The sequence below is a fragment of the Paenibacillus sp. T2-29 genome (genome assembly GCF_052921365.1).
Window position 1 is genome coordinate 1 of the sequence record NZ_JBREVE010000004.1, and the last position, 18,602, is coordinate 18,602.

Annotated in this window: 31 protein-coding genes; 4 read left to right on the forward strand and 27 right to left on the reverse strand. The window is 43.6% G+C overall.

Annotated features, from left to right (window positions below):
• Positions 1-135: 135 nt before the first annotated feature.
• The 16 genes from ACU1JV_RS12660 to ACU1JV_RS12735 form a co-directional block, all read right to left on the reverse strand.
• Entirely contained in the window at positions 136-420 is a 285-nt protein-coding gene (locus ACU1JV_RS12660) for a hypothetical protein (protein ID WP_446724549.1), read from the reverse strand.
• Between the two features lie 2 nt (positions 421-422).
• On the reverse strand, positions 423-626 hold the full coding sequence (locus ACU1JV_RS12665; protein WP_446724550.1) for a hypothetical protein: 204 nt from the start codon (positions 624-626) through the stop codon (positions 423-425).
• A 263-nt stretch (positions 627-889) separates the two neighbouring features.
• A complete protein-coding gene (locus ACU1JV_RS12670; protein WP_446724551.1) occupies positions 890-1,225 on the reverse strand; it encodes a hypothetical protein in 336 nt (111 codons plus the stop codon).
• A complete protein-coding gene (locus ACU1JV_RS12675; RefSeq protein WP_446724552.1) occupies positions 1,222-1,932 on the reverse strand; it encodes a sigma factor in 711 nt (236 codons plus the stop codon). The genes ACU1JV_RS12670 and ACU1JV_RS12675 overlap by 4 nt, the downstream gene beginning before the upstream one ends.
• A gap of 103 nt (positions 1,933-2,035) precedes the next feature.
• Positions 2,036-2,329: a hypothetical protein gene (locus ACU1JV_RS12680; protein WP_446724553.1), complete on the reverse strand. Its 294-nt coding sequence runs from the start codon at positions 2,327-2,329 to the stop codon at positions 2,036-2,038.
• Positions 2,322-2,558 (reverse strand): hypothetical protein, encoded by a 237-nt coding sequence (locus ACU1JV_RS12685; RefSeq protein ID WP_446724554.1) that lies wholly within the window; start codon positions 2,556-2,558, stop codon positions 2,322-2,324. Before ACU1JV_RS12685 ends, ACU1JV_RS12680 begins: the two co-directional genes overlap by 8 nt.
• Before the next feature lie 258 nt (positions 2,559-2,816).
• Positions 2,817-3,407 (reverse strand): ATP-binding protein, encoded by a 591-nt coding sequence (locus ACU1JV_RS12690; RefSeq protein ID WP_446724555.1) that lies wholly within the window; start codon positions 3,405-3,407, stop codon positions 2,817-2,819.
• A gap of 190 nt (positions 3,408-3,597) precedes the next feature.
• Positions 3,598-4,521, reverse strand: coding sequence for a DUF4373 domain-containing protein (locus tag ACU1JV_RS12695; protein ID WP_446724556.1), 924 nt, complete (start codon positions 4,519-4,521; stop codon positions 3,598-3,600).
• A gap of 11 nt (positions 4,522-4,532) precedes the next feature.
• A complete protein-coding gene (locus ACU1JV_RS12700; RefSeq protein WP_446724557.1) occupies positions 4,533-4,853 on the reverse strand; it encodes a hypothetical protein in 321 nt (106 codons plus the stop codon).
• Positions 4,854-4,856: 3 nt separating this feature from the next.
• Positions 4,857-5,189: a hypothetical protein gene (locus ACU1JV_RS12705; protein ID WP_277511441.1), complete on the reverse strand. Its 333-nt coding sequence runs from the start codon at positions 5,187-5,189 to the stop codon at positions 4,857-4,859.
• 9 nt (positions 5,190-5,198) lie between these two features.
• Complete coding sequence (gene ssb / locus ACU1JV_RS12710; RefSeq protein ID WP_446724558.1) at positions 5,199-5,630, reverse strand: single-stranded DNA-binding protein; 432 nt, start codon at positions 5,628-5,630, stop codon at positions 5,199-5,201.
• A 1-nt stretch (position 5,631) separates the two neighbouring features.
• Positions 5,632-6,243 carry an ERF family protein gene (locus ACU1JV_RS12715; RefSeq protein ID WP_446724559.1) on the reverse strand — a complete coding sequence of 204 codons (612 nt, stop codon included), beginning with the start codon at positions 6,241-6,243 and terminating at the stop codon, positions 5,632-5,634.
• A 45-nt stretch (positions 6,244-6,288) separates the two neighbouring features.
• Positions 6,289-6,525 (reverse strand): hypothetical protein, encoded by a 237-nt coding sequence (locus ACU1JV_RS12720; RefSeq protein ID WP_446724560.1) that lies wholly within the window; start codon positions 6,523-6,525, stop codon positions 6,289-6,291.
• Positions 6,526-6,665: 140 nt separating this feature from the next.
• Positions 6,666-6,827, reverse strand: coding sequence for a hypothetical protein (locus ACU1JV_RS12725; RefSeq protein WP_446724561.1), 162 nt, complete (start codon positions 6,825-6,827; stop codon positions 6,666-6,668).
• Position 6,828: 1 nt separating this feature from the next.
• Positions 6,829-7,020 (reverse strand): hypothetical protein, encoded by a 192-nt coding sequence (locus ACU1JV_RS12730; RefSeq protein ID WP_446724562.1) that lies wholly within the window; start codon positions 7,018-7,020, stop codon positions 6,829-6,831.
• Between the two features lie 133 nt (positions 7,021-7,153).
• The gene (locus ACU1JV_RS12735) at positions 7,154-7,318 is read right to left on the reverse strand and encodes a hypothetical protein (protein WP_446724563.1); all 165 of its coding nucleotides are present in this window, start codon (positions 7,316-7,318) and stop codon (positions 7,154-7,156) included.
• Positions 7,319-7,404: 86 nt separating this feature from the next.
• Here ACU1JV_RS12735 and ACU1JV_RS12740 point away from each other — a divergent pair, with 86 nt between their 5' ends.
• Positions 7,405-7,659 carry a hypothetical protein gene (locus ACU1JV_RS12740; RefSeq protein ID WP_446724564.1) on the forward strand — a complete coding sequence of 85 codons (255 nt, stop codon included), beginning with the start codon at positions 7,405-7,407 and terminating at the stop codon, positions 7,657-7,659.
• Here ACU1JV_RS12740 and ACU1JV_RS12745 read toward each other — a convergent pair.
• From ACU1JV_RS12745 to ACU1JV_RS12765, 5 genes are read right to left on the reverse strand one after another with little or no spacing between them, the layout of a single operon-like run.
• Complete coding sequence (locus ACU1JV_RS12745; protein WP_446724565.1) at positions 7,633-7,812, reverse strand: hypothetical protein; 180 nt, start codon at positions 7,810-7,812, stop codon at positions 7,633-7,635. The genes ACU1JV_RS12740 and ACU1JV_RS12745 overlap by 27 nt on opposite strands.
• A 2-nt stretch (positions 7,813-7,814) precedes the next feature.
• The gene (locus tag ACU1JV_RS12750; protein ID WP_446724566.1) at positions 7,815-8,081 is read right to left on the reverse strand and encodes a hypothetical protein; all 267 of its coding nucleotides are present in this window, start codon (positions 8,079-8,081) and stop codon (positions 7,815-7,817) included.
• Between the two features lie 2 nt (positions 8,082-8,083).
• Entirely contained in the window at positions 8,084-8,761 is a 678-nt protein-coding gene (locus tag ACU1JV_RS12755) for a Rha family transcriptional regulator (RefSeq protein WP_446724567.1), read from the reverse strand.
• Entirely contained in the window at positions 8,758-8,916 is a 159-nt protein-coding gene (locus tag ACU1JV_RS12760; protein ID WP_446724568.1) for a hypothetical protein, read from the reverse strand. The genes ACU1JV_RS12755 and ACU1JV_RS12760 overlap by 4 nt, the downstream gene beginning before the upstream one ends.
• Before the next feature lie 16 nt (positions 8,917-8,932).
• The gene (locus ACU1JV_RS12765) at positions 8,933-9,181 is read right to left on the reverse strand and encodes a helix-turn-helix domain-containing protein (protein WP_446724569.1); all 249 of its coding nucleotides are present in this window, start codon (positions 9,179-9,181) and stop codon (positions 8,933-8,935) included.
• 164 nt (positions 9,182-9,345) lie between these two features.
• Here ACU1JV_RS12765 and ACU1JV_RS12770 point away from each other — a divergent pair, with 164 nt between their 5' ends.
• Entirely contained in the window at positions 9,346-10,014 is a 669-nt protein-coding gene (locus ACU1JV_RS12770) for a LexA family protein (RefSeq protein WP_446724570.1), read from the forward strand.
• The gene (locus tag ACU1JV_RS12775) at positions 10,008-11,474 is read left to right on the forward strand and encodes a recombinase family protein (RefSeq protein WP_446724571.1); all 1,467 of its coding nucleotides are present in this window, start codon (positions 10,008-10,010) and stop codon (positions 11,472-11,474) included. The genes ACU1JV_RS12770 and ACU1JV_RS12775 overlap by 7 nt, the downstream gene beginning before the upstream one ends.
• 199 nt (positions 11,475-11,673) lie before the next feature.
• Here the strand turns inward: ACU1JV_RS12775 and ACU1JV_RS12780 are convergent, their stop codons facing one another.
• The 5 genes from ACU1JV_RS12780 to ACU1JV_RS12800 form a co-directional block, all read right to left on the reverse strand.
• Positions 11,674-12,165, reverse strand: a complete 492-nt coding sequence (locus ACU1JV_RS12780) for a GNAT family N-acetyltransferase (RefSeq protein ID WP_025675607.1) — start codon at positions 12,163-12,165, stop codon at positions 11,674-11,676.
• The gene (fni, locus tag ACU1JV_RS12785; RefSeq protein ID WP_413987118.1) at positions 12,162-13,262 is read right to left on the reverse strand and encodes a type 2 isopentenyl-diphosphate Delta-isomerase; all 1,101 of its coding nucleotides are present in this window, start codon (positions 13,260-13,262) and stop codon (positions 12,162-12,164) included. Before fni ends, ACU1JV_RS12780 begins: the two co-directional genes overlap by 4 nt.
• A 307-nt stretch (positions 13,263-13,569) precedes the next feature.
• A complete protein-coding gene (locus ACU1JV_RS12790) occupies positions 13,570-14,061 on the reverse strand; it encodes a DMT family transporter (protein ID WP_103042606.1) in 492 nt (163 codons plus the stop codon).
• A 51-nt stretch (positions 14,062-14,112) separates the two neighbouring features.
• Complete coding sequence (locus tag ACU1JV_RS12795) at positions 14,113-14,823, reverse strand: Crp/Fnr family transcriptional regulator (protein WP_129550125.1); 711 nt, start codon at positions 14,821-14,823, stop codon at positions 14,113-14,115.
• Positions 14,824-14,879: 56 nt separating this feature from the next.
• On the reverse strand, positions 14,880-15,305 hold the full coding sequence (locus ACU1JV_RS12800) for a DMT family transporter (protein WP_013373460.1): 426 nt from the start codon (positions 15,303-15,305) through the stop codon (positions 14,880-14,882).
• 237 nt (positions 15,306-15,542) lie between these two features.
• On the opposite strand from ACU1JV_RS12800, the gene ACU1JV_RS12805 reads away from it, so the two are divergent.
• On the forward strand, positions 15,543-17,039 hold the full coding sequence (locus ACU1JV_RS12805; RefSeq protein WP_413987119.1) for a phospholipase D family protein: 1,497 nt from the start codon (positions 15,543-15,545) through the stop codon (positions 17,037-17,039).
• A 42-nt stretch (positions 17,040-17,081) separates the two neighbouring features.
• Here the strand turns inward: ACU1JV_RS12805 and cls are convergent, their stop codons facing one another.
• Positions 17,082-18,593: a cardiolipin synthase gene (gene cls, locus ACU1JV_RS12810; RefSeq protein ID WP_013373462.1), complete on the reverse strand. Its 1,512-nt coding sequence runs from the start codon at positions 18,591-18,593 to the stop codon at positions 17,082-17,084.
• Between the last annotated feature and the right edge of the window lie 9 nt (positions 18,594-18,602).

Below are 18,602 nucleotides of genomic sequence, written 5' to 3' on the forward strand. Positions count from 1 at the left end.
GCGGGTTTTCTGCATGGCTGCTGACAAACGCCTCTGCTGTCCAATGGTATGCAGCTTGAATTGAATCAATTGCCTCCGCCTGCGCTTGGTTTAAAATTGCTTTATCCATGTGTTTGTCCTCTCTGCCCTTGGGGGCTATGCTTTTTTCTTCCTTACCGTCCCTATTGGCAACGTGGATGCGTCTTTTTTGCTCCATCCGTATTGCTCTACCCGCTGGACAAAATACTCTTTCTTAATGCCGTTTCGTTCAGCGATTCGTATCCATTTTTTGTGTTGATCATAGACACTTTCGTTTTTGGGTGGCGTATTAATTGCCTTTTCAATGCTCCATCTGCATTTTTGGATTCTGGAGCGCACAAGTGCTTTACTGACCCCGTTTTTCTTGGCTGTATCAAATTGTTCTGGAGTTATAGAAATCATGCTTATCCCTCCGGCATGAATGTTTTGAAAGTCCTAAAGTATAGCTCCCGCACTTTGTAAGCCTTTGTTTTACCGCCGATATTGAGATTCACTGTACCGTTCCGTTGCTTCAGCGGGATTTTCTCCCCTTTTACGCCTTTACCTACTCCGTATACCGTCCCGTCTTCATCCATCCAATAAGCAGGGGTACATGGTATTTGTTTCATATTTAATCTCCTCTATTCGTTGTTATGAGAATTAAATAAAAGAGTCCGCGCTGTATCAAAGCACCTATTATGCTTTTTTCTTTTTCTTAACAGGAGGCGCTAGAATCGTTTGTATGACCTCTTGTTGGTATTTGGTATCTCCGCCACCTAATCGAATAGAACGGGCTATCTGAGCCAAAACAAACGCGTCTCGGACGTTATCTGAATCATGTTCAAAGCCCCACTTTTTAAAAATAGGTAAAACCATATTGTCTTTAGATGAACTACCGCTCCCTGTGGCAAACTTTTTTTACTTGACCAGGCGTTGGTACTATAAACTTAATTCCCATGTCTCTTAAAGCAAAGCGAATAGCAAATCCGATTCCATATTGGGTACTGACCGCCTTACCTTTTGAACCGAACGAGAAGCCTTCTATGCAAACCACATCAGGCGTATTGGCGTAATTCGCTATTTCTCTACCGTATTCTTGTAATTGTTCTGCACTTGAAAGTATCCCATTTTCCAAGACAATCTCTAACTGCTCTTCTACATTTCCGTTTTCATCTAGTACGACTATTCCTGTTTTGGTGCTCGGGTCAATTCCTACGTATCTGGTCATATTTCACTCGCTCCCTCTTCACTACAATAAAGCAGTGCCTTTTCTTCTATTTTTTTTGATATTTGTCCCATATAAGCTGGCGAATACCCTGTTTTTTTAGCCATTTTCCGATGTGTCATACCGGCTATTTTGAGCAGTAACACTTCTTTTTCCAAGGGGGTTAACGCCGCCGCGAAGTCTTGAAATACGATCGACATATCGTCAAAATCAATCCCTCTGTCAAACTCCGAAAGTCCATCGCTATATATCATTTTCCATGCGTAGGTTTCTAAGATCATTTCTATAGTTTCAACAGGGCGATTCAAAGCTTTTGCTATCTCTTTTGGTGGTTTATCCTGCAATCCGCGTGTTAAAATGCTCCCCATCACTTCGTACACCCAAGCTGGTTTGCGAATAAGTGGCAAATCGTCCCTGATATAAGCTAGGATTTTCGCTCGGATGTGAAAGGTTGCGATTGTCGACATTGCTCCTTTTGCCGGGTCGTATAATTGATAGGCACGCATCAAGCCGATTACACCCTCTTGAATTAAATCCTCTACATCCACTACCAAATTGGTTTTACTCATGCAACTGTATGCAACTTTGCGGACCAAGTTCATATTTTCGCTAACAAATGTGTCGATATTGCCAAGACTCGGGTTATAAAACGGGAATGGCTTGCGTCTGTCTCCTGTCCAATTGCTTTTATCCACCACCAGAGTGCTCACGTTTCACTCTCAGCCTCCTTATCTTGTATCCCATACATTTACCTACCCCTGCGTATAAACTAGCTGTAATCGCAATCCATGAGGTCATAGTCGTCTATTGGATTCATGGGGTATCCTCTCCTTTTAGTGCTGTACGTGCCTTTTCACCTGCATCCTGTTGGACTCTTGATTCCCATTCATCTAGCTCTCCGTTTTGATCAACCGTAAAATTGCCGATCTCGTAATTTTCAATTGCGGCATACCATTTCAGTGCCTTATCCTTAATCTCTATCTGTTGTAAGAGGTAGGATATATCGGCATGCGCTCGTATAGCATCCACTCGATATTCTGGGTGAGCTGGTATTGTGATTTTTCGGACTGCGTTTGCTTCTCGTATCTCTTGTATCTTCTTATCCAACCTTCTTCGCCCCTTCCTCTTGTGCGTTCGCAACATCATCCCCAGCCATTTCCCATGCCTCATATGCAACAATTTCTGATAAAACAATTCCAATATCGCTGTGCGATACTACTCCTTCGCGTTGAAACCCTACAAAACGACCGGCTTCACTGGACCATTTAAAATTGAAGTCTCTGGCGATGAATTCAATTTCTTTTCCGTTTTTCAAGTGGACTTTGATCTTATACATGGTTTAGGCCCCCTTGATAACTGATTTCTTTACTTCCGTCAGAAACCTTGCCGTCATCTTTTTGATATCAAACTCCGAATAACAATTAGGACGATCCATACTGTCACAAAGCGGTACCCGTACACAAATATTTGATTGCTCATAGATTTTGTAATGAGCGGTCTTTTTGCCACACACAAGACATGGTTTGCTTTCGCTTGAAGACGAGTGCCATACTTTCATTCCTCTATCCCCTCTCCTTGGGTTAATACGGCTAAATCAGCCTTGCTGTATACGTTTCATAGCGTCTTCACGCCGTTTTGATGTTCCGCTATTGTGATAGATATCCAAACTTTTCAAGATGCGGTCAAATAGTCGGCCTTTTTTATCAATGACGTTCCCCCACTTATCTTTAAAGAGCCATTGCTCCAATTCGTCTAAGTCAAGATTGGATGTAATATTAGTCTTTTTCCCTTGTCTGCCGTTAAGAATAGGAAACAGTACGTCCTTATATTCATCCGCCAGCAAATCCCCAGCTCCTAATTCATCCAACGTCAACAAATCGCACGATACAGCACCATTGATTACGTCAGTTAAGTTTATTTTTGAATCGAATCTAGTAGCTGTTTTTGCTAGTTTCATGAGCTGAGGTACGTCCAAAAACAAGCAAACATAACCTTGCCGATTCAGCTCGTGGTGTATAGCCGCCATCAAATGGCTTTTTCCGTTCCCAGGGTCCCCATAGAACAACAATCCCGTCTCTCTGGTCTCGTAGGTATCTATAAAGTCTAACGCCGCTCTATGCACCTGTTCTGTGCCTGTACGTGGCTGGAAACTTTCAAAGGACGCCCGTTTAAGTTCCTCGTTCATGATGCTTCTCGCAAATACACGTTCCATTAGACCTCTACGATGTCTTCGATCACTTTCAAGCTGGGCCTTTTCACTTTCTTCCTGTACGCATTTACATGCCCTATTAAGGCCCCATTGTTTCTTAGGTGGGAAATACGTCCGTTTTATCTGCTGACGGCACTTCAAGCAGCAGTACACACCCTCAAACTCGCTATCTGCGAACAAACATGTCGTACTTCGAACCGGCGCCCGCGGGTCCTTGGGAATCTCCTTCCGCTCCGATCCGATCTTGTTGATTGCTTCCGCTATCGGTGAACGACCAACTGTCCTGGCCGGCTTGTGCTTGACTGTTTGCATCATGTTTTGAAGAAGCTGCTTGTCCTCCGCTGAAAGGTTTAGCTTGTCTATATCCACCCTTCTGCTCCTCCTCTTCTACTCTTTCGACAACCCAGTTTAAAATAGCTCGATAATCGCTAGCGTATTTTTTATTGTTTGCCCCTTTGTAGTTGTCCAAGATTTCTATCATCCGCTTTGTCCGTTCTTCACTATGAGTGGAAATGAGTTTGTCATATTCAACTTGAGTAAGAGAAACAAACTCTGCAAATTTAATCTTGGGTGGGCTATCTTTTAATTTATTTTTATTTCTTTTACTTTCCTTTCCTTTACTTTCCTTTAAAGCATCGTTTTTTGATTCGTCCGCATATGCGTTCGCATCCAAATCGCATTCATCATTTTCAGTTGATTCGGAAAAACCCTTATCTGGCGCGGTTTTTTTGCCCCATCGTGCTTCTGCTGATTTTCTGGCTTTTTCCGATTTTCGTTCCCGTTCCTGCATTCTTCGAAGCAATGAAGCACTCCAAAAGTGCGTTGCATCTGCTGCAAAAAGGTCAAATTCAGTAATGCAATCTTGTATGAATTTATGCGCCGTATCAGAATCGCATTGCATTTGTGATGCGAACGCATAGTAAGCGTATTTCGATCGCATATCTAATTTGTATCCGTTAGATTCCCTCATCATTTCTACTAGAATCCAGTACCACCCGTACCCTTCCGATCCATAGACACCGCGCATGGCGGTAATCTTAGGATCGTGACGGGCGTTACTATCATGAGAGAAGTAATATGCCTCTTTCATTTCACCACCCGCTATTCTTTTGCTGATTTAACCAGCGTTGCCATCGCCCTTCTAGCCCGTATCCCTTCCGGGGTTTCATCAAGCCAGTCGTGGCATGCCGTACATAAATGTAATAAGTCCGTTACTCTCGTTTTATGGTTAATGTGCTTACGTCCGATTAAGTGAGCTCGTTCAGTAGCCAGTGCGTTGTCACAAAGCTCACACAAGCCGTGTGACCGCGCTTTAAGCTGCTTATCTACCTGCTGGCTTATATCACCTTTCTGCTTCTGTGTGAGTTTCACACGTTTGGATTTTGCTGGTTTAGGAGTTGGATGAAATCCGTACTGTATCACGTATTAACCTCCTATATCCGAGTGGTATTTTAAGATAGTTTGGAGCGCCGAAACCTGTACTTTAATGGCGTCCGCTGCTTTGATGCCTGCCTGAAACTTAGCCTCGGCAAAATCCCGTTCGAACAGCTTTTCCGACACATTTCCTTTGGCGATATCAGGAATGAGTGTGACAGACATTCCCTCATGTTTAAGCTTGAGCATTTCTTGGGCCAGCAAAGAACGGTAATCCCGTTCCGTTTCAGCTTTGTTCCGCCCAAGAGCGAATAAGGCATCTGCCGAGTTGCCAAGGCGATTGGATGCGGCATATAATTCCTTGCTTACGTCTATAAGTTCCATAAATCCCCCTTAAAATGGTAGCTCTAAATCCGCTGGATCAATCGGCTTTCCATCATCATGGAACGGGTCTTTGTCATAAGGACGGCGATGGTCCGGCTCGTTCGGGTCTCGTTGACTATCCCGGTTACCCTCCAGAAACCGCACATTATCCGCTACAATCTCAGTTACATAGATACGCTTGCCTTCACTGTTCTCGTAGTTACGTACCTGTACACGACCCTCTACAGCGGTCAGACGACCCTTTTTAAGATAGTTGGCGCACGTTTCCGCGAGCTGCCGCCAAGTCACAATAGGCAGGAAGTCCGTCTCACGTTCTCCGCCTTGACTGGTAAATGGACGATCTACAGCCAGTGTGAAATTAGTTGTAGCAATTCCGTTCGGGGTATATCTGAGTTCAGGATCTTTGGTTAAGCGGCCTATCAAAATCACACGGTTCAGCAACTTAATTTCCTCCCTTGTTCTTGTCCTGAATAATTTTGGTCAGCACACTATCGGCATCTTTGGGATGTTGCGCTACAAAGGCTTCAATACCTTTCAAGTCACCATGGATGAGCTGATATTTTGCTTTAATCGATGGAGTTATCGCGCCAGCTTCTGTTTTCGACTCTCTCCCAGATTGTTTTTTATCTGATTGCCCCTGTGAACCCGTATTCCCGTCATCATCGTCCTCAGAAGCTATCCCTAATGCTGCTGTGAGGCTATATCTACGCCCATACGTAATTGCTGCACCAATGCCCTGCGGATTAAAATCCTTCCCTCCACCTTTTTGAATTTGATAGCCAGGTAATTTCAGTTCATCTGATTCAATGAACTCTCCGCTCTCATGCATAACCATTGTCTTTACGATCACATTTTCATCGACCGTAGCAGTAGACTGGAAATAAGACAGCCCGTTTTTAGATAGAGGCTCAGTTATTACCGAAACCACGCCTTCTAAAGGAACATACTTTTTATTGAAAAATGGATTGTTTGTATCTTTTTTAGGCTGCTTCACTTCGCCTTGAAATTTAGCCAAGGCTGCTGCAATATTTGAGATACTTTCGCTCGTCCGCATATTTACATCCTCCTAGAAATGTGATATTGTTTCCGTAAATTGTTATTAATAAGTTGTTGATTTGACTTCGGCTGCAACCGGAGTCATTTTGCTTTCCAGATATAAATCTACTTGCTTAAGCTCGTCCACCATTTTAGGGATATCCTTATACCGGAACATTTCCATCAGAGCTTCTAAAATAGACTCAGGTGAGTTACAACGGGTACCCGTGTTTTCCTCGATTGCTTCTAATCTGCGGATAACTGACTGGACGTGTTGCTGGGCTGTTTGTAGATTCTGCATTCCTATCACCCTCCCTAATCTGTTTTCTGATCCGGTCATACTCCCGGCGCTGCGTCTCATTTCTGAACGCAAATTTAGGACGTGGTCCATCTACTACCCAACCACCGACTAAAGTTAAGGCAAACCTATCTTCAAATTCATCACTGGCCTTGATCCTTATTCCCATATGCATCGTCTATCACCCTCACAAGGACCTGATTTTTACACTCTACTGCCTCAAGCATGCATTCTTTGCAGTGTGTTTCTTCATGTTCATAGACCAAATACTTGGCTTCCCTGCCGCATCCGCATCTGATCACCATGTCAAACCTCCCACTTAATCTTTCTCTCAACCTCGACGTACACAGAAAATGGTATTTGATCTTTAAGCTTAATGTCGCCAAATTCTTGCTGTAAGTAGGACTCAGCCAAGCAATCTAAATGCTCGTCCGTTAACACACTCAAACCAGTTAAATTCTTAGCCATAACAGGCTTCTTACGCCACCATCGCCACATACCTATCAACTCCCTTTGATAGATTCTGCTTGCCATTTAGCCATAGTCTTAAGCTGGAACCAGGTACCGTCACGCTTGATCAACAGTGTGCCATTTACTCGCTTGCCAGCAACGAAACCAGTAAAGAATGGACTCATACTCTCACCCCTTCAACCAGTCCTTCTACAACAGCCAGCATTTCCGCGTTACCGTTCCAGTACCGCCGTGCCCGATCTACAAACCCTAGTATTTGTTCCTTGCTTACATTACGTCTTAGGCAATCGTCAAAAGCTTCTATGAGTGCGAGTTTGTGTTTCATATAATCATCCTTTCAAGATTTTTCCTTTCTGTGTATGATGGTAGTTGTCCAGACTCACCTATCAAACTAGGAAGGAGGTGATATCGATGCGATTTTTAAATAACATTACCGATGAAGAAAGACAGAAACTTTGTCATGAGTTAGCACTAGAGTATGCAAAGAAAGTAGCTGAGCAGGAGACAAGAGGTGCACTTTCTGATTTAGAACTTCATGAAAGACTCCTTTGTCATTACGCCTTTTGTTATGAAGATTACATGAATAACTTTTATAAAATTCTCAGTGGTTATGAGCGCGCACTACAAGAAGAAAGAGATTCACTCGCTCCGTTCATGAAAAACTGATATCCTTGTCTCATTCATAATGGAGGTTCTGGCTCTATCCAGGACTTCCATTGCATCTGCTACTCTTAGCCCGGCTAGAATATTATGAATTTCATGTGCTTTGTTACGTTTGAATTTTAAAATTTCACTGTATGCATCATCGTGTTTGCTCATATTCATTCTCCTTCTTCTAATCCAGAATAGATTTTCTTGCGGTATTCTTCATTTGCTTCACCAAGCAGTTCCTCAAGCTTTGTCATCTTTTCTGCTTGGCTTTCGAAACCCATTGAAGCCATAATATTACCCTTGCCTATTTGGTCATAAGATTTAGTAGACAAGTCTTCTGCTACGGCTTTAATGCCATCCAAGACGTTTAGCATGTCGTCAAAATCTAATGTGCGGATGAATTCGATAAGTTCACTTTCCTGTTTGGTTAGTTCCATGTTCATTCTCCTTTCTTAATAGGACGCCAGTAGGTAATGTAGTTAAGGACGTTCTCCAGTTCTTTCCGAAGCACATCCTTATAAGATGTCACTTGCCAGCGATCTTTGATTTCTCGGTGAAGTTGTTGGAATAACTCGCCTCGTGCGTCCTTATCTGGCTCAATGGCGTACACCTTTTTGGAAATTGCTCTTTGCAGCGTTCGTTGTTGACCGCTGTTTAAAGTGATCTGCTTGTCCAACTTCTGTTCAATTTCCACCAGCTTAGTGCCGTGTTCTGCTGTAGTGGCTTTCACCACTTCAACTTCCTCTGCTACCTCAGCCGTGAGTTTGAGAGATTGTATGATTGCTTGACGTTCCGTGAGTACAGGCGGCTTGGCGATTTCATCTTTCATACGATTAAACTCTGTGATGTACATTTCTTTGAAGCGCGCAGCCTCTTTTCCCGTGTAGCTCATGGCTAAGAAAGAGAATCCATCTTGGGTGATGATGAATTTCGGATAAGTCCTGCCCCGTGAGTCGGTATAATCAACCTGCACGAAATTGTGCAGATTAAACTCCTCGCTACATTCCAATGTTCGGATATCCTGCATAACACGCCGATGCTCTTTTCCAAATACCTCTGCTACCGTCAAGCTGTCCGTTACCGTGTTTCCGTTCTGGATAAATACTAATTGAGTCATGCCGTTTCCCCTCTCTCTACAATTTTATAATCATGACCTGTTTTTAAGGTTGTAATGAGTTTTAAACATTTATTGGTTATGCTCGGAACTTTGCTAGCATCATCCCCGATAAAATTTCCTTCGTGATCCATTATTTTTTCGCTGACGATTCTCATAGTCACTCCCTCCGTGTCACGAAACACATTTCTTCTTTTTTCTTTTTTCTGTAAATCCGATAAAAACGGATTCTTTTCCGAAAAAAATATGTTCTTCTGGAACCTTGTAAAGTTGTAGAAGAACAACAGATAAGTCGCGTGGAATATTCGTTGAATCTTTCTCGTATTTCTCAATTGTTGCGTGAGATTTACCAGTGATCGCCCCCACATCCCTTGTAGTGAAACCACGATTAATTCGTGCCGCGCGTAAAGTCACTTTATACATTTCTTTCACCTCTTTTTCTTGGCTACACACCAATAATAATTCGATTTAATCGAATCGTCAATACGTTTAAACAGAATTTTTTTAGTTGCAAACTATAAAAAATTAGTTTATAACGGATATATGACCATACGGACTAACATTTTAAAAGGAGAGGGAAAAATACGATGGCAAGACGTAAGTATACTGAGGTCGAAGAAAAATTAATGACTGAAATAGCACAGAACCTCAAGAAAATACTAAAAAGTAAAAAATGGTTTCAAAAGGACTTAGCAGAAGCAGCGGATTTATCAACAAGCGTTGTGTCCGATTACTTAAACGCGAAGACCCTGGCCTCGCCTGGAGTAATTGAAAAAATCGCCGAAGTACTTGGCGTCGAGAAAAGCGACATTGACCCTACATACGCAAAATTATCTGAAAGAAGAAACCCTTCATTAGTCCCGTTGGTCGGTAAAATTTGTGCTGGGGACGGAATTCTTGCTAACTCTAATATTGAAGACTACGTCTGCTACCCGTTCCCTTCCAAAAGACAACCTGATTTCGCTCTAGAGGTTAAAGGAGATAGCATGAAAGATGCAGGCATCGAAAACGGAGACATTGTGTATTTCAAGAAAAGTGATTGGGCCGATTACAACGGCCAAATTGTTGCAGTAGTCTTGAACGATTGTAATGAGGGGATGTTGAAAAGACTAAAGTGGACTGAAGGGACACCTTTAATGACACTAAAACCTGAGAATGCAAACTACGAAGAAAAGCAGGTGCGTCCAAGTGAAATTATAGTTTGTGGAGTTTACATGGGACATTTTAAACCATTTAAGGAGGAACAACCATGTTAGTATATGCATATCCACGTGTGAGTACAGATGAGCAGGTAGACAGAGGGAACTCATTAATTGAACAGCAGGAAAGGATTAAAGCTTACTGTACAGCCATGGGGTGGGATGATCCTATATTTTACATCGAGGAAGGTTACAGTGCTAAATCAACCAATCGTCCGAAGTTAACCAAACTTCTGGAAGACATAAAAGCATCAGATGAAGGCGGAATCATAATAACCACAAAATTGGATAGGCTTTCACGAAGTTTATTCGATATTCTTAGTTTAGTTAAATACTTTGACAAGTATAATTTTAAGTATGTGTCTCAGAGTGAAGGTTTTGATACTTCTACACCCGCTGGTAGATTGGTACTACAGATGCTTGGTATGGTCGCAGAATTTGAAAGAGAACGTATATCTGAACGGGTTAGGGATAATATGAAATCTATCGCAAAAAATTCTAAACGCGTCCTCACTCGCCCTTGCTTTGGTTATGATGTTATAGACGGTCAAATGGTCATTAATATCGAAGAAGCGCTTATTGTAAGACGCGGTGCTGAGGCTTTATTGGCCGGAAAACCATCTAGAACAATAATAGGCTCATGGAATGCAAGAAAATTAAAAACTAAAGAAGGAAATGAGTGGCATAGTAAGGTCTTTAGAGAATTGTACCAACGCGAAACTCTTATAGGTAAAATTATATATAACAAAACATACAGGAAAGATGGGCAGGTTATAACAAGAGATCCTTCGGAATGGATAATAATTGAAGATCATCATGAGCCGATTCTGGACGAAGATACGTTTGAAAAGTTACAAGCCTTATTTGAGGGTAGAAAAACTATCGGCAAACACATTAGCAATGACACTTACTTATTATCGGGGCTTGTTTATTGTGGTCATTGTAAGTCCAAGATGAATGGAAAAATGAATCGTAGTTTTTCAAAAAAACTAAACAAAGAAAATCTGCATTATCAGTACCTTTGTGATGGATATTTAAAAAAATCGAAATGTTACCATCATTTTGCCAAAAGAGATGATCTCGAAGCGCTTATTCTTAAAAGGATAGAGGAACTTTCTACCGCAGCTCCTGGCACTCTTCAATTGGTAGTATCCTCTAAAAATGAATCCGGTGAAGCTGATGAAGAGAAAAAGAAAATCACAAGTCGACTGGAAAAACTAGAAAAGAACATGCAAAAACAGATTGACGCTTATAACGACGACCTTATAACTGCTCATGATCTAAAACTAGCGTCTGAAAGGGCGAAAAAAGAACGGGAATCACTTATGAAAATGCTCTCCGATATCGATGAAAATAACCCATCAAAAACAAATGCCCAAATTGTTAAAAAGGCAAAAAAAATGTTTCCTGATATTTCATCCCCTGACCGCCTGAAAGCAAAACAAGCAATCAGAGGAATAATATCTGAGATAGTAGTTACCAATGGTGAAGACGTGAGTATTGTTTGGCGCGCCTAATATATCTCTAACGGGGTGTTCGGCAGACCCACGATCCCCGCTTTTAAAGCCATAATCAGAACAACTCCCGTTTATATAAAATATGCGTTATACCATCTGTTAGTTTACCAACCCACATTATATAGGAGAACCTATACATGCGGCAAGCATATGACTGTGAATTTAGGGTTTTGCTGCATCCCTATTTAGATTTCTTTATTTAGATTTCCTTGCTCATCTGGATATCCGTAACCCGATAACCAGACTTGCGATATACATGTAAAGCCCGCTCATTATGCCCAAATACATGCAGACCGATGCGAACCGCACCCAGCTTCCGAGCTTCTTGTTCCAACGCCTGCATCGTCAACGTACCCAGGCCTTGCCCCTGATATGAATCGTAAACGAGAATATCCAGCAAAAAGGCCTCTTTGCCCTGCGTACCTTCTGTAATATTGAACCAGATATATCCCACTTCCTCTCGGCCCTGACCCGCACTAGCTGAATACTCAAGCATGTACAGGTGAGCATGGGGTGTGTCTAGCCTTTGCGGCAAATATGTTGCAAAGCTCTCCTTTGCCCGTTCCGGTGCCTCTTCCACCGTCCACGTGCCTGCCTGGATTTTCTCCTCCGCATAATCCGCGAGTGAGCGTTGCTCAAAGCGTTCATACTGCTCTGCGTTCATCGGAACCAACTTAATGAATCCACTCATCCGTTCGCCTTCTTTCTTAGTCTGGTCGTGTCTTTAAGACCTCCGATCCCAGCAACTCCAATGCCAAACATGACTGTGCGCAATTCCAGCTCTACTTGCTCCAATCGCGCTTCCAACGCCTCGCTGGAGGTGACCGCCGAGCCAAGCAAAGAGCGACCGAAGCCTGCCATGTCGGCGCCCAAAGCAAGTGCCTTCGCAGCATCGACACCGTTTTTCAGTCCACCGCTACCGATCAGAGTGCCATTAGGCTGAGCTGCTCTAACCTCCACGATACAATCAGCGGTCGAATTGCCCCAATCCGCAAATGCCTCTGCCGCTGCACGGCGTACAGGATCAGGATTACGAAATTTCTCCACCTGGCTCCAGCTTGTCCCGCCCGCACCAGCCAGATCAATAAAAGCGGCGCCTGCATCGTACAATCTCGATGCCGTCTCGCCATCTATGCCCCAGCCTACTTCCTTCACGCCTACAGGCACCGAAAGACGACGACACAACTCTTTGATGCGATCAAGCAGTCCGCTAAAATCCAAATTCCCTTCCGGTTGGAATATCTCCTGCAATCCGTTCAAGTGCAGCACCAACATATCCGCTCCGGCAATTTCCACTGCACGTTGGCAATCGTCCACACCAAATCCGTAGTTCAGCTGCACTGCTCCCAGATTGGCAAGGATCGGGATGCTGGGCGCTAGACGTCGGACCGCAAAGGTTGAAGCCAATTCCTCTTTTTCCACCGCAGCTCGTACCGAGCCGACGCCCAACGCCCAGCCGCGTCTTTCTGCGGTCTCTGCCAATCGCTCATTAATCGCTCCTGTCTCCGCGCTGCCGCCAGTCATAGAACTGATGAGCAACGGTGTCCGTACAGCGCGTCCCATAAAAGTTGTATCCAGACGCACCTCGTCAAAATGCAGCTCAGGCAAAGCGCAGTGCTTAAAAGCATAGCGCTCCAGTCCGGTGGTGACCCCATGTCCGGCCACATCTTCTTGCAGACAAAGGCGGACATGCTCAATCTTCCGTTCACCTGTCCGTGCGGCAGGTAACAAAGAACCGGATCTGTCTGAGCCGTCAGATAATCCCTTTTTATTTTCTGTATTACTCATCTATGTTCCACCTCATCCAAAGTCACTCTGTTTATTCCATCAGGTTCGTGAAGCACAAATAAGACCGTTCCCGAACACGGTAACCGATCTATTTATCGTCTCATATATCAAATATCTAAGCCCTTAAAGCACTATTTTAAGATATTTTCATTGTATCATGGATGGAAAAATATATACATGACTGTGAACATTTTTTCTTGCCTATGGGATGAAAAGCAGCACCTGCTTAAGATGCAGCTTTTCTACAAAATGCCCCTGCGAAAGCGGGATCCCAATCACAGCAGGATAAAGGTCATCACAACCTCCTTTAGCTCTTCATCGAATCAGGTATAGGTGTAATATTTTCTTGTGGTTCCTTCGTCCGCCCATGTCCAAATTTGAAAACGAGAATACCGCCAATAATGACGATTACACCGATCAACTTATTGAAGGTAAACGGAATCTTTTCTAATCCCAGCCATCCTAACGAATCCCACAACAGAGCGGTACCTAATTGTGCCGTCAATACGATGGAAATCGCATAGGTTGGGCCCAGTCGCTTCATTCCTTGCACCAGACAGAACACAACGCCAACACCAATCATGCCACTGAACCAATACCATAGCTGCATATGATGTAAAGCAAATGTATTTTTCCCTTCAAAAATAAGACTCCCAAACAAGGAAGCCAAGAAGCCCGTTCCCAGTACCAATGTCGTTGTGGCCCATGAACCTGTCCGCTCATTCACCTTATTATTGAATATCGTTTGCAGACTGACCAAAGCACCTGCGATAACTGCCAATATGAGCCCTAATAACATGTTTACCTCTCCCTTGATAGTCCCTTTATTGTGCTGCTCTACTTCAAAGCACTATGATTGCAACGATTCATAAATATTATGGCCCGCCAGTTCACTCAAACCTTTTCTGTCCTTAATGACAATATAGCCTTTTGCCCGTTCAACCAATCCCTCTTCAATCATTTTGCGAATGACACGGTTAAGGTGTCTGTAACTGGTTCCGATCAAATTCGCCACATCCACCAGACTGGATGCCCGTAGTTCCTCATGAAAGGCAGAATTGGATTCGTCAAAAGAAACCGATAGCAGGTAGCTCGCCAGCCTGACTTCCACCGGATACATAAGGTTGAAACTGGAGAAATCAGAGTCCAGACAAAACTTTCGCGTGACAATATCCAATAGAAATTGCAGCAAAGGAGCATAATCTCTGCCGTACTTATTCATCCATTGGTGATGGACACCAATCACATAGATCGGCGACACTGCCTCTACTGTATTGATGACGTGACTATTACGAATATATTCAACATCTCCTATGACCTCGATCGGGGTTTTGAAGCAAAGGATCAGAGTCTTCCCTTCTGTAGAGCTGGTAAAAATTTTGACCTTGCCCTGCACCAGAATATACAGATGTTCAATGGCGTCTCCCTGCGAACAGAGTTTTTCCCCTTGCTCCAAACGATACAGCGACAAATAGGGATGTAGTGGCTCGTAGAGTATGGATTCCAACTGATGCAGATGCAAAAAATACTTTAGCTGCTCTTGATCCTGTATTTCCCTCATTCCTCAGCTCACCTTCAATTCTACGTTCTAAGCTTTTTCTATAATAATGTTTTATTTTAGAGCTTTAGAATAATGACACCCGCGATCATCATACCAATACCTATAAATTGTGGCAGCTTCATCTTTTGCTTCACAATGCCAAACCATCCCTTGATGTCTACCAGAAATGTTAAGCATAACTGAGCAATCAACAGCGCCGAGATCGTGAACGTAACCCCAATATGTTGAATGGCGGTGACTTCACTAAATATAATGATAGCCGCAAAAGCACCACCCCAAAGATACATCGGCTTTACCTGTTTCATTTCAGACACACGGCCATCCTTTGTAAACATCCAAACTAATGCTGCCAAGATAAAACCTATTAGCTGAGTAACGGCAGCCGCCTGCCATGTCCCGATATCCTGACTAATCCGTGTATTCGCTACCCCCTGTAGCGTGATACAAGCGCCTCCCAGAAAAGCAAACAAGATTCCTCTCATAAATCGTTATTCTCCCCATGTAAATGACTTTTGTATCTATTTAAGTATAGGTCAGCCTGCCTATAAAGGACATATGTCCTCAATTAATTAATAAAACGTTCTCCATTTCATTCTGTTCAGCATTCCGCTTCAATCCTGTGGACTTGCGGTAATAATTAGACAGTATCTATTTCATAATCTGCATGTTCGGACACGATAAGATGGAATGCAGCATTTAATTAAGGAGCTGATCGTCGTATGACTAAACAAAATCCGCTGCATTCTGTGCCGGAATATCAAAGAAAAACCGTGCACAAGGGCCGTGCTCTTAAAATCGCTATTCTACTGCTTATCCTCTGGCTGATTGGCGTCATGCTGTATCAGACTCATAAACCCTTGCCTCCGTTCGTCTCTTATGAAAGTCAGGAGTATTCAACAAACGAGGTAAACTTTTGGACGGATTTGACCTACCCTACTGGGGTTGGAAGCACTGTACAACATGAAGGGCAAATTTTGAATCGTATGCTTGGCATCATTGATGAAGCCCAGCAATTTATCGTCATTGACCTGTTTCTGTTCAACGATTATAAGCATAAAGGCCAGCACTTCCCCGAAGTTAGCGCACAAATGACTAATCATCTTATCGCCAAAAAGAAAGCTTATCCTGAGATGCCTATCTTTTTCATTACAGATGAAGTCAATACCAACTATAATTCTGCTCCCAATCCTTTGTTGGAGAATATGAAGCAAGTAGGAATTCAGGTCGTGCAGACCGATGTGGACCCGTTGCGAGACTCCACGCCCATCTATTCAGCGGTGTGGCGTACCTTTTTCCAGTGGTTCGGGCAGCAGGGCACAGGCTGGATTCCCAATCTGATGGCCAGTGACGGACCTGACGTTACGGCTCGCTCCTATTTTAAGCTGTTAAACGTCAAGGCCAATCACCGAAAATTGGTTGCCAACGAGCAAACTGCTCTCATTTCTACAGGTAATGTTCACGATGCAAGTGCCTATCATTCCAATGTTGCCCTAGAAGTGAAGGGACCGATCATCGGAGATATTTTACAAACAGAGCAGGCGGTATTGGACTTCTCGGGCGGAGGGCAACTTCCTGTCTACACACCTCAAGCAGAGCCCCTAGTCCCATCAGGTAAGGACAGCTACCGGATCAAATATCTCACGGAGGGCAAAGTGTATGCCTCCGTTCTGAATGGCATTAAGCAGACGAAGCAAGGTGACAGCATTCATATGGGCATGTTTTATTTGGCTGATCGCAAAATATTGAATAGCCTGCTGGATGCCTCGGCACGCGGCGTAAACATCCAATTGCTGCTGGACCCCAATGAAAACGCGTTCGGGCAGGAAAAAATAGGCATCCCTAATCGTCCGGTTGCCCAAGAGTTGTCCGATAAATCGGATGGAAACATTCAAATTCGTTGGTATCATACTACCCATGAGCAATTCCATACGAAGCTGATTTATATTACCAAGGCACAAGGAGAACATTTGATTTGGGGTGGCTCTACCAATTTGACTCCCCGTAATTTGGATGATTTAAATCTGGAGAATGAACTGTGGGTGGCCGCTCCGGCGGACAGCAAGCTGACCCGACAGGTGGCGGCCTATTTTGATAAGCTGTGGAATAACCGGGGAGCTGAATACAGTCTGGATCTGGCGGCTTACGAGGATCATTCAACATTTTGGAAAGATATTGTATACCGTCTCCAGGATATTTTGGGCTTTACTACATTTTGACTATAGGATCTGCTACCTCATCCACAGCTCTTCATTTGTGCATTACAGCAGCGGTGAAAGCAGCCGAGCCAGCGATTCCATCAAACGTTTGAACAGACGTTTCTTCATGAATTCCTCGCGTACGATCAAACTGGCATTCTGCAAATCTCGCTCATAGTCGGTCACCATCTGCTGCACACTGTGTGTTTGAATCAACAGAGCGTTCACTTCAAAATTCAGATGGAAGCTGCGCATATCCATATTGGCTGTCCCAATAGTCGCAACTTCCCCGTCAATAATGAGAAGCTTGGAGTGAAGAAATCCTTTTTCATATTCATATACCTTGACTCCCACCTCCAGCAACGATTGGAAATACGAGTGGGATGCGAGAAAAGGCAGCCATTTATCCGGTTTCGCGGGAAATAGAATACGCACATCCAACCCGGATAGAGCAGCCATCCGCAAAGCAGTCAGGATATCTTCATCCGGGATAAAATAAGGAGTGGCAATCCAGACGGATTTTCGAGCGGATGTGATCATGGAGAAGAATAGATTTTTAAGCACTCTCCGCTCATTGTCTGGTCCGCTGGCAATAATCTGTACGCCGCCATCCGTGATCGGTTCAATATCGGGAGACAGATATTCGCTATCCAGTACCGATTCACCCGTCATATGAAGCCAATCCTGTAAAAATATAAGTTGCAATGTCCGCACAGCTTCGCCCTTCACAATCATATGCGTGTCACGCCAAAAGCCGTAGGCTTTGTTGCGGCTGAGATACTCATCTCCCACATTTAGGCCACCGATTAATCCAATATTACCGTCGATAACTACAATTTTACGGTGATTACGGTAGTTTACCCGACTGGAGAAGAACAAAATCCGAGCGCCTCCGTATGCAACAACCTCTACTCCTGCATCTTTCATTTCCTTCAAAAATGCCTTCGATAACTGAATACTACCGACTGCATCGTACATAAACCGAACCTTAACACCCGCTTTAGCCTTTTCAATCAAAATTTTCTGAATGCTGGTACCGATATCATCCGAGCGGAAAATGTAATATTCCATATGGATATGATGCTGCGCCTTGCGCAGTTCTTCGAGCAGCGTGGAGAAGGTTTCATCTCCATTATTCAGAATCTGGGTTTCTGTCGCAAAATAAATCGGGGAGCGGGCCAATCTCCGGGCCAGGCGCATTAACTGCTGCTGCTCATCTGTAAAGCAGGTCAGATCTCGTTTGACCCGCAAAGCATCCTTTTCGATACGCTCATACGCCTGTTGGTCACGCAATGCCTTTTTGTCATACTTACGGCGCTTGAATACATTTTGCCCAAATAAAAAATAAAGAGGAAGTCCAACGACTGGCAACAACGCCAGCAGCAAAATCCATGACATGGTGGTGGAAGGATTACGATTCTCCGTGAAAATAATCAGACTTATGGAAATAACCGTCAAGGTAGAGAAAATACTTATGACAGTTCCTTCATTTTTACCGATGTAATTAAACAAGCCAAAATAATAAATAATAAACACCATAGCCGCGATCAATACGGCCAGTAAGCTTCGCCTCATAACTAACCT